The sequence below is a fragment of the Nostoc flagelliforme FACHB-838 genome (genome assembly GCF_014698065.1).
Taxonomy (GTDB): Bacteria; Cyanobacteriota; Cyanobacteriia; order Cyanobacteriales; family Nostocaceae; genus Nostoc; species Nostoc flagelliforme_B.
The window spans coordinates 1-9,412 of record NZ_JACJSI010000231.1; the positions used below are offsets into that span (position 1 = coordinate 1).

At 40.1% G+C, this 9,412-nt stretch carries 9 protein-coding genes and 1 pseudogene; 6 read left to right on the plus strand and 4 right to left on the minus strand.

Translation table 11 applies throughout. The features are described from left to right. The 6 genes and pseudogenes from H6G97_RS38560 to H6G97_RS38585 all read left to right on the plus strand — a co-directional run. Positions 1–210, plus strand: a pseudogene (locus H6G97_RS38560) (hypothetical protein); the annotation flags it as partial. A gap of 266 nt (positions 211–476) precedes the next feature. Further along, positions 477–2,654: an ATP-binding protein gene (locus H6G97_RS38565; protein ID WP_242055851.1), complete on the plus strand. Its 2,178-nt coding sequence runs from the start codon at positions 477–479 to the stop codon at positions 2,652–2,654. 116 nt (positions 2,655–2,770) lie between these two features. After that, entirely contained in the window at positions 2,771–2,935 is a 165-nt protein-coding gene (locus H6G97_RS38570; protein WP_190945945.1) for a hypothetical protein, read from the plus strand. Positions 2,936–3,143: 208 nt separating this feature from the next. Next, positions 3,144–3,335 carry a hypothetical protein gene (locus H6G97_RS38575; protein ID WP_190945946.1) on the plus strand — a complete coding sequence of 64 codons (192 nt, stop codon included), beginning with the start codon at positions 3,144–3,146 and terminating at the stop codon, positions 3,333–3,335. Positions 3,336–4,102: 767 nt separating this feature from the next. Continuing rightward, the gene (locus H6G97_RS38580) at positions 4,103–4,882 is read left to right on the plus strand and encodes a phosphate ABC transporter ATP-binding protein (RefSeq protein WP_190945947.1); all 780 of its coding nucleotides are present in this window, start codon (positions 4,103–4,105) and stop codon (positions 4,880–4,882) included. A 73-nt stretch (positions 4,883–4,955) separates the two neighbouring features. Then, a complete protein-coding gene (locus H6G97_RS38585; protein ID WP_190945948.1) occupies positions 4,956–5,210 on the plus strand; it encodes a DUF7219 family protein in 255 nt (84 codons plus the stop codon). Positions 5,211–5,463: 253 nt separating this feature from the next. On the opposite strand, the gene H6G97_RS38590 is transcribed toward H6G97_RS38585, so the two are convergent. The 4 genes from H6G97_RS38590 to H6G97_RS53690 form a co-directional block, all read right to left on the minus strand. Next, a complete protein-coding gene (locus H6G97_RS38590; protein ID WP_190945949.1) occupies positions 5,464–5,793 on the minus strand; it encodes a Crp/Fnr family transcriptional regulator in 330 nt (109 codons plus the stop codon). A 32-nt stretch (positions 5,794–5,825) separates the two neighbouring features. Beyond that, positions 5,826–8,291 carry an EAL domain-containing protein gene (locus tag H6G97_RS38595; RefSeq protein ID WP_199349938.1) on the minus strand — a complete coding sequence of 822 codons (2,466 nt, stop codon included), beginning with the start codon at positions 8,289–8,291 and terminating at the stop codon, positions 5,826–5,828. 231 nt (positions 8,292–8,522) lie between these two features. Continuing rightward, complete coding sequence (locus tag H6G97_RS38600) at positions 8,523–8,975, minus strand: GGDEF domain-containing protein (RefSeq protein ID WP_242055852.1); 453 nt, start codon at positions 8,973–8,975, stop codon at positions 8,523–8,525. 6 nt (positions 8,976–8,981) lie between these two features. Next, on the minus strand, positions 8,982–9,155 hold the full coding sequence (locus tag H6G97_RS53690; protein WP_242055853.1) for a hypothetical protein: 174 nt from the start codon (positions 9,153–9,155) through the stop codon (positions 8,982–8,984). Positions 9,156–9,412 lie beyond the last annotated feature (257 nt).

Sequence of the window (9,412 nt, forward strand, 5' to 3'; positions counted from 1 at the left end):
TTGGCTGGTCTGTATGATGGTAATCCCAAGCGCCACACAACCAAACCAACAGCAGAAAAGTTGTTGAATGCTTTCAATGGTATAACAATGTATTTTCATCGAGACGGCAGCTACGAAATGACTCAACTCGGTGAACTTCAACAACAAATTTTAACTCTGATGGGAATACCGCAGTCACTTTACACTTTCCCTTACCTTGTACCTGGATAAGTGCTTACCAGAATCCTATCTAATTAAGCTCCATAAGCTTTACAGTGCATTAATTCCTCTTCTAGCTTTTTAAATCAGCGAACCGACCGTTATTAGATTTTTCTCGGATTGAAGCAAATCGAATTCAAGCTATTTACGAGTCAACAGACCTAGCTGTATTTACCAGTGAACTGGCGAGTGTTTTTCGTTCAACGATTGAAAAAGCAGGTTTACGTTTAATAGTAGATTGTCCACCATTACAACAACCAGTCTACGTAGACCGCGAAATGTGGGAAAAAATTGTCTTGAATTTGTTGAGTAATGCTTTCAAGTTCACCTTCGCTGGAGAAATCAGTGTTGTCTCGCGCTCTGATGGGGAACGTGTGGAAATGGAAGTCCGAGATACAGGTACAGGAATTCCACAAGCAGAGTTACCACGCTTGTTTGAGCGATTTTACCGTGTACAAGGGTCGCGGGGTCGCACTTACGAAGGCTCTGGTATTGGGCTATCGCTTGTACAAGATTTGGTTCGACTTCATGGTGGTGAAGTTCGCGTCAGCAGTCAAGAAAATCAGGGAAGTTCTTTTATAGTTGCACTGCCGTTTGGGGAGGCTCATTTGCCCGCAGAGCGTATTGGAGCTAATCGCAAGCCGAACATTGCTTCGGGTTCAGTTGCGTTTGTGGAAGAAGCATGGCGTTGGCTGCCTGATGAGGAAAGGGAGACAAGGAGACAAGGTGAGCAAGTCGGAGTCTTCTCCCAAGGGGAGACGCTAAAAGTGATCGCGGTTCCCGTTGAGTCCGAACTTCCGAACCCGAAGGGAGACAAGGAAAGAGAACATGAATCACGATTCCCCTTGTCCCCCAGTCCCCTTGTCCCCGTGTCCTCTGACTCTGCCCGGATCTTGCTGGCTGATGACAACGCAGATATGCGCGATTATCTTAAGCATCTACTCCAGCCATATTACGAAGTGGAAGCAGTAACAGATGGGATAGCCGCCTTAGCAGCAGCTCGTAGACAAATACCGAATTTAGTGTTGAGCGATATTATGATGCCGGGAATGGATGGGTTGCAATTGCTGCACGAGTTAAGAGCCGATTCAAATACAAAGGAGATACCAATTATTCTGCTGTCTGCCCGTGCAGGTGAAGAGTCCCGTGTTGAAGGGTTAGAGATGGGGGCGGATGATTATTTAGTTAAACCTTTTTCTGCGCGAGAATTGCTAGCACGGGTGAGAGCAAATTTGGAATTGTCGCAACTGCGTAAAGATGCGTTAGCTGAACGAACCGAACGAATTCAACAGCAGGCAGCGCGAGTTGAAGCGGAGGCAGCTAATCGTATGAAAGATGAATTTCTGCAAGTGCTTTCCCATGAGATACGCACACCGCTCAATGGAATGCTTGGCTGGGTTAAGATGTTAAGCCAAGGGAAATTGGATTCATCTGCGACTGCTCGTGCTTTGGAAACTATTGAGCGTAATGCTAAAGCGCAAGCGAAATTAATAGATGATTTACTGGACGTGTCACGCATTATTCAGGGAAAACTGCTGCTGGAGAAGTGTCCAGTATCTCTGGTTTCAGTAATTCTAGCGGCGATAGAAACTGTAAAACCACAAGCCCAGGCTAAAGATATTACTATCGAGTTCATACTTAAGGAGAGTGCCAGTTATGTTTGGGGAGATGCTAGTCGTTTACAGCAAGTAGTGTGGAATCTGCTCTCCAATGCAGTTAAGTTTACACCATCAGGAGGACGGGTTGAGATCGGGCTACAAGTCACAGATACAAATGCGCTCTTGGTGGTCAAAGATACAGGAGTCGGAATTAATGCTGAAGTATTACCGTACATTTTTGACCGTTTCCGTCAAGCAGATGCAAGTACAACTCGAACTTACGGGGGGCTAGGTTTAGGGTTAGCAATTGTCCGCCATTTAGTGGAAATGCACGATGGAACAGTACAAGCTGAAAGTGCTGGCAAGGGACTTGGAGCAACCTTTAGTGTGCGGTTGCCCTTGATGAATAAATCAAACAATTCTACTGGCGCAGAATCAATTTCTGCAAAAGCTGATGATCAAGTTTTACTCAACGGTTTACGAATATTAGTTGTTGATGATGAAGCTGATGGACGTGAGCTTGTTGCTTTTATCTTGGAGCAACATGGTGCTTTGGTGAGTGAAGCAGCATCAGTAGCCCAAGCTTTGTCAGCGTTAGAGTCGGAAATACCACACATACTGATTTCGGATCTTGGTATGCCAAAGGAGGATGGCTACAGCTTTATTCGTAAAATTAGGGCTTTACCAGCAGAAAAAGGGGGAAAAATCCCAGCGATCGCCTTGAGTGCTTATGCTAAGGAAGAAGATCGAAGGCGGGCGCTGCTGACAGGCTTTCAAATGTACTTATCCAAGCCATTTGATCCAGATGAGTTGGTAGTCATGGTAGCAAGTTTGTCAGGTCGCTTTCAACAGACTTAACCCTTGAATTCATTTATGTTAATTGTGCTTTGAATCATAACTTGAGGTGCGATTCGTTCAGCCGAAACATGGTGTGTGACTTAAAGGAAAAGATTGCCGAAAATTAAAGGATAAGCTTGCCGAATCTAGAGCCTGACTGGTTTTGTGGTCAAATGCCCGTTTTGCGAGAGTGCGATCGCCACCGACTCATGGCGGGTACGCCATCGCAAAGCATAAAAATGCTCACATTGCCTACATTTAGCGTGGAACTCGCGGCAAGCTTATTCTTTAATGAGATTTGACCAATAATTTAGAATTAATCGAAATAGTAATGCTTTCAGCCTTTATTGCAGCAAGCTTTTATTTTAAAAAACGGCAATCTTTTTCTTTTAGTCACATACACTGCTTCCTAAAAATACGGTTGCCTAGATATGATTGTAACTCAGTCGCTTGCACTGTATCCAGGTTATTAAACACTGTTGGGAGACGAGATTGTAGAGTTGTACTGGAGTGACGATTACCACATCTGCGATCGCCAAAAGCTCAAGCTTCCCCTATCGCCGCCCTCGCCCTCATCCCTGCCCTTGTTACAATCGCGCCTCCACAGCCTATGATCGCTCCTTGAGGCGATGGTGCATTCATGCTGAAGGGCGAATGTGTCCAATTTGTTCTCAAAATATGACTAGAACAATGATTCAGTAATCAAAATCATGACGAAAAATCAAGTTTCGGGCAGGAGTCGGGACAAAATGAGGCTTTGATCGTTTAAGCATTTGCCAGCTACCAGCAAATCTGACCACTGTTTTTAATTGCTATGCTTGGCAACAGTATTGGGATAGATGAATTTTATACTTTTGTAAGCTGAGGACATCATAACAACCATCTATTAAGCTGTTGATATAGGGAAAATAGTAATCCTAGAACAGCTAAAAAGCTTTGGCTGTTCTAATTTTTATGATGTGGCTAAGAATCTCAAAAACATGAGTTAGCAACACTATCTAGCTAAAGTAATTTTTGAATATCACTATAGGCACGGTAGAATCCGCCACCAATAGTCTGCGAACCCAAAAATGCGCTTTTTCAGGCTAGGGAAAAGGAAAGGTGGGGGTCATACCTATTGACCTGAATCCTTACCAAAATTGGTTAATCTACTTCTTAAGACACGAGAGATAGAAGAATTTTTACTACTTTAGGTTAATTAATAGCGTATACCTAATACCTTAAGTTTTACTGTAGAAAGCTTAAGCATTCCTACTTCGCCCAATTGAAATTTCATAAGGCTTTTCTAAGGTTACTTTTGGAACATAACCTGAGAAAAGTAGTTAGTAAATGTAAATTTACTATATGTCTGTGTAACCTGCCAGAAATTCAGATGCTTAGTATGACTAATGAAATAATTCTGCTAAATTGTGCTACTCGCTTGGTCAAGATTTGCTTCATGCATCTTGGATTTTACACGTTTTGGAAATATGGGTAAATTAATTCCAGCCATCAAGATTAAAAATCTCAATCTTTTTGATGGCACTCAGAAGATAATTGAAGGCGTGTCGATGGATATTTACCAAAACAAAGTGACGGCAATTATTGGTTCTAGTGGTTGTGTCAAATCTAGTTTTCTGAAGTCGCTCAACCGGATGAGTGAATTAAAGACAGAAGTAAGGGTTGAAGGCAAGGTAGAATTTTTTGGTCAAAATATTTATGAGCGCCGTGTCAATTTAAATCGGCTACATCGTCAAATTAGTATGGTCTTCCCCAAACAGAATCTTTTCCCAATGAGCGTTTACGATAATATTGCTTATGGAGTGAAATTAGTAAGATGGCATCCAAAAGTAGAATTAGATGAGATTGTCGAATCTGCTATCAAAACCGCTGAACTTTGGGATGAAGTAAAAAATAAGCTACATAAATCAGCTTTAGAGCTTTCTGACGGTCAACAACAAAGATTATGCATTGCCCGTGCTTTAGCAGTCAAACCGAGAATTTTATTAGTGGATGAGCCTTGTTCAGGACTTGATGCCACCGCCAGCATGAAAATTGAGAATTTAATCCAGAGTTTACGCCCGGAACTGACAGTTGTGATTGTCACTGATAATATGCAGCAAGTTAGTCGGATATCTGATTTTACGGCATTTTTTAATAGCAATGAACACTGTGTTACTAAACTGGTTGAATTTGGTACTACACATAAAATTTTTACTAGCGCTATAGATTTCCGCACTCGCGCTTATATCTTAGGGCATCTGAAATAAGTCTTTTGCTGATAAAATCATTTTTTAAAACTGTCAATATTTAGGAATTTAAATCTACTAGCAGTTTTTTAATATGGATGACTACAATCAAGTAGATAAAAATAATTTTCTCTATCAACCTTATCGATACTTGGGTGAATTTACCCCCCAGAATCTTACATTTAATGCTAATCTTCAAGAGTTTTGTGAAAGGGTAAGTTACATCTGCAATCTACAAACAGGAGGAAAACTTTCTGCGTTGAAGTGCTATGAGAAAATTGAGAACCTTTGGGAACAGTTAACACAGAGCTATAATGCGCTGGGAATTGGAGAAGATATCACTGAATGATTATTAACACTTGATTGGCTTTCGTAATATGACCAGAAAAAGAGTTAATCAAAAACACTTTGTTTAAGAGCCAAATTTCTTAGTACTATTTGTGTCACAGTAGTAGTTAAGTTCAATCAAGTGCTACCACTCCCAATACGGTTTGGATAAGCATTTTTCACAATCGAGTGTGGTCTAAGGAAAGGGTAAAGGATGTATTCAAAACCAATACATACCTTTCCCCTTTAACCAAACCGTATTGAGGTGTATACAACTAAGCCTGTACTTCAAGCAATCGAGCGTGTTCATTTTTGACAATGGAATAACATTCACAAGATGTATCTTCCAAATCTTGTCGATTCAAAATGTTAATAGTGCCACGCTTGTAGCTAATGATTCCAGCTCGACTAAGCACGCCTGCTGCGACTGTGACACCAGAGCGGCGGCAGCCGAGCATCTGGGCGATAAATTCCTGAGTTAGTGGAAATGTCTCTGATTGCACGTGATCAGCGATGAAGAGCAACCAACGCGCAAGCCGTCGTTCTATAGTGTGGAAGCTGTTGTAAATCAAATTTAGTTTAAGTTGAGGGCAAGCTTCACGCATTACTCAGTGATCAATACGATGCAAGAATAAAATTAGTTTGACTCAAAGTTCAGCCCAGATGCGATTAAGGTGCTGGCTAATTTGCTATTCAAGGGTTTAGAGAAAAAATATCCTTGTGCATATTTGCATTTGTAAACTGCAAGCTGTGCGAGTTGCTCAACAGTTTCTACACCCTCTGCAACCACATCTAAATTAAGACTGTCTGCCAGAGTAATGATTGCTTGAACAATTTCCAAGTTTTCTCCATTAACACCAATGTTCATTACAAAAGAACGATCAATTTTTAAGGCATTAGTGGGGAAGCGGTGTAGGTAACTTAAAGATGAATAGCCTGTGCCAAAATCATCTAGGTGTAACTGGACATTCATCTGTTGCAAGTGTAAAAGCATAGCAGTAGCAGATTCGGTATTTTCCATAATTGCGCTTTCAGTAATCTCCAGTTTCAAACTTCTGCCTTCAACTCTAGTCTCTTGCAAGATTTGGCGAATTTGTTCAATTAGATCAGGTTGTGAAAACTGTTTAGTGGAAATGTTGACACTGATTGTCAAGGGTGGGCTAGTAGGAAATTGCTCCTGCCAAGCACGCAGTTGACGGCAAGCTTCACGCATTACCCAGTAGCCAATAGGGACAATCAGTCCAGTTTCTTCAGCTATGGGAATAAACTTGTCTGGAGAAACAAATCCTTGTTGCGGGTGTTGCCAACGTACTAGAGCCTCAAAGCCAATTACTTTGTAAGTTTCTAATAAAATAATCGGTTGATAATGAATTATAAATTCCTGGTGTTCAATTGCGTGTCGTAAATCCATTTCTAACTGCATTAGCTCTGTAGCTTGGGCGTACATGGTTGAGTCAAATAGCTCGTAGCGTGCTTTCCCCAATGCCTTAGCACGATACATAGCAATATCAGCATCACGTAGGATTTCTTCAGGCAGATTGTAACTACTTTTACTAAGAGCTACACCAATGCTGACGTTAGTAAATACGTCGCGTCCATTGAGGTTAAAGGCAGATGTGATAACTGCATTTATTCTTTCAACTACAAATGTTATGTCATTCAAGTTTTTGAAATCATTAAGCAAGATTGTGAATTCGTCTCCTCCAATACGAGCAACTGTGTCTTGAGAGCGTAAGCAGGTTTCTAGTCTTCGTGCGATCGCATTTAGTAATTGGTCGCCAATTGTGTGACCGAGACTATCGTTGACAACTTTAAAGCGATCTACATCAAGAAAAAAAACAGCGAACTTATAATTTGTACGTCGTTTTGTGAGCGCAATAGCACGCTCCAAACGTTCCATAAATAAAGCACGGTTAGGCAGCCCGGTTAGAGAATCATGAAAGGCATCATGGATTAATTGTGCTTGTGCAAGTTTGAGAGCAGTAATATTACGAGCAATACTCATAACAAATTCTACTGAACCATCGGCAGCAAACTCAGGCAGCAAGCGAGTATGGTAGTATTCTATACTTGAGGTAGTGGGAAAACTGCATTCAAACTCGTTCTCTTGCTTAGTTTGAATAACAGACTGAATTTTGTATTCCCATATTCGAGAAAATTCTTCTGGTAAATTCAACTGTCTATTAGCTTTACCGATAAAAGTTTGGGGTAAGATGCTTGTAAGCTTTTGAAAAGCTGGATTAACATAAACGTATTGTAATTGAGTATTAAACCTAGCAATAATGTCAGGTGCATTCTCAATTAGTGCCTTAAATTCCTTCTCTCGAAGTGATAATGTCTTGAGAGTATGTTCATGCTGATAAATTTCAGTTTGCAATTGTTGATTAGTTTTTATAAGTTCATCTGTACGTTGCCTAACCGTAGTTTCCAAATGTTCACTAGCCTGCTGGAGAGAATTCTCGACCCGCTTGCGTTTAGCTAGTTCTTGGTTAGTGAACAACGTGGCTAAACCGACTAAAGCAGAAGCTATAATGCTGGCAAAAATAGTAAATGCATTTGTATTAGCAGCGCTGAGGTTCATCTTTATTGTTCGCTGTTTCAACAAATGATTTTCTTCGCTTTCTATATCTTTAGCAAGCATTTGAATGTCTTGCAAAAGCTTTTGACTTTCCTTACTCTCGAATCTCTGTAACGCCAAGGGTAAATTCTTATTTGTTGCAAAATTCACCGTTATTTTAAGCAAATCCAGTTTTTTAGCAATTAAAGATTCAAAGATAGAAAGACGTCGCTGTTGATTAGGGTTATCTCTTGTCAATTGACGTAAAACTTGAAGTGTTTTGGGAATATTGTCAGTTGCAATATCATACGGTTGGAGATATTGCCTTTTACCTGTAATCAGATAACCTCTTTGTGATGTCTCTGCATTATTAATTTGTAAAATTACTTCTTTTGTGTTTTTAATGACTGTGTATGTGTGTGTTACCCATCGAATATTTTTTTTATATTCCAGCAGATTTCGAGAGGAGATCATACCAATGCCAACCATAATTCCTACTACTATTACAAAACTGACTGTATTTCTTTTGTAAGTAGTTAAGTTCATTTTTTCCTTTGAATTTAATTAACTGGCAATTAAGATATATAAGTCCTGTACTTATACTTAACAGTTTAAAGTCAATTTTCCGTCCGAAAATCTACTGAAGAATATGAAAACATAGATTATTGTCCTTCAACCTACACCAAAAATATACGGTTAAGTCAACTACAAATTATACCTATTTTTTTAAGTACTTTCTTGAATATTGATACTGCCAATTGTTTGCTCAGAAATTAATTACTCTGCAACTGCAACCAGATCCCGTCCAGTAGCTTTAGCTAGGGTTAGTGCAGCATCAGCGGCTCGGATTAGAGTTTCAGTAGTATTACCATGTCGAGGAAAGCTGGCAACTCCTAATGAAAGGGAAACAGCGCCAACTGGTTGACAGCGATGTTGTAGATTGAGATGTTTGGCTTCAATTCGTATTTGCTCTGCTCTTAGTTGAGTGATTTGCAATGAAGCCTCTGGAAGAAGTAGGATGAATTCCTCCCCGCCATAACGACAAGCAATGTCAGAGCCGCGAATCATGCTTTTGAACAATTGCCCCAGTTCTCGCAATACAATATCTCCGGCAAAGTGTCCATAAGTATCATTAAATCGCTTAAAGTGGTCTACATCAAACATAATCAAACCAAGCGCTTGTCCCTTACGCTCTGCTCTTTTGACTTCTCTTTCTAAGGACTCTTCCATGTAGCGTCAATTAAATAAACTAGTTAGTGGGTCACGGATACTTTGGTTTTTAAGAGTTTCTCGCAGTTTGAGATTTGCCAGTGTAATCGCAATGTATTCAGCAACAGTATTGGCTAGAAGTTGTTTGGTTGAAGTCAGTTGTTCAGTCTCAAAAGCGATCAAATGCAGAATGCCTAACATTGATGGGAATATCCCAGGGAATTTAGCCTCTTCAGTTTTAGGTACGCCAACTCTAGGCACTTTAATTAGGGCATTTTAACTAAAATGATTTCACAACTGTTGGTAGTTAATCCGAATTACTTACCTTTAATCTTTTGGAGGTAATGAATCCTTACATTAATTTTCATTTAGTAGCTGCTTTCAATCCCAAAATGAATCCAATAGTCATGATGTATAACTTGTAAAGATAACTGCGTTTTATAAGCTGCATAAACAAA

Excerpts from the sequence above, each read along its gene's own strand:
- H6G97_RS38565 (WP_242055851.1), top strand. The coding sequence starts at position 477 with ATGTGGGAAAAAATTGTCTTGAATTTGTTGAGTAATGCTTTCAAGTTC.
- H6G97_RS53690 (WP_242055853.1), bottom strand. The coding sequence starts at position 9,155 with ATGTTAGGCATTCTGCATTTGATCGCTTTTGAGACTGAACAACTGACT.
- H6G97_RS38585 (WP_190945948.1), top strand. The coding sequence starts at position 4,956 with ATGGATGACTACAATCAAGTAGATAAAAATAATTTTCTCTATCAACCT.
- H6G97_RS38590 (WP_190945949.1), bottom strand. The coding sequence starts at position 5,793 with ATGCGTGAAGCTTGCCCTCAACTTAAACTAAATTTGATTTACAACAGC.
- H6G97_RS38595 (WP_199349938.1), bottom strand. The coding sequence starts at position 8,291 with ATGAACTTAACTACTTACAAAAGAAATACAGTCAGTTTTGTAATAGTA.
- H6G97_RS38580 (WP_190945947.1), top strand. The coding sequence starts at position 4,103 with ATGGGTAAATTAATTCCAGCCATCAAGATTAAAAATCTCAATCTTTTT.
- H6G97_RS38600 (WP_242055852.1), bottom strand. The coding sequence starts at position 8,975 with ATGGAAGAGTCCTTAGAAAGAGAAGTCAAAAGAGCAGAGCGTAAGGGA.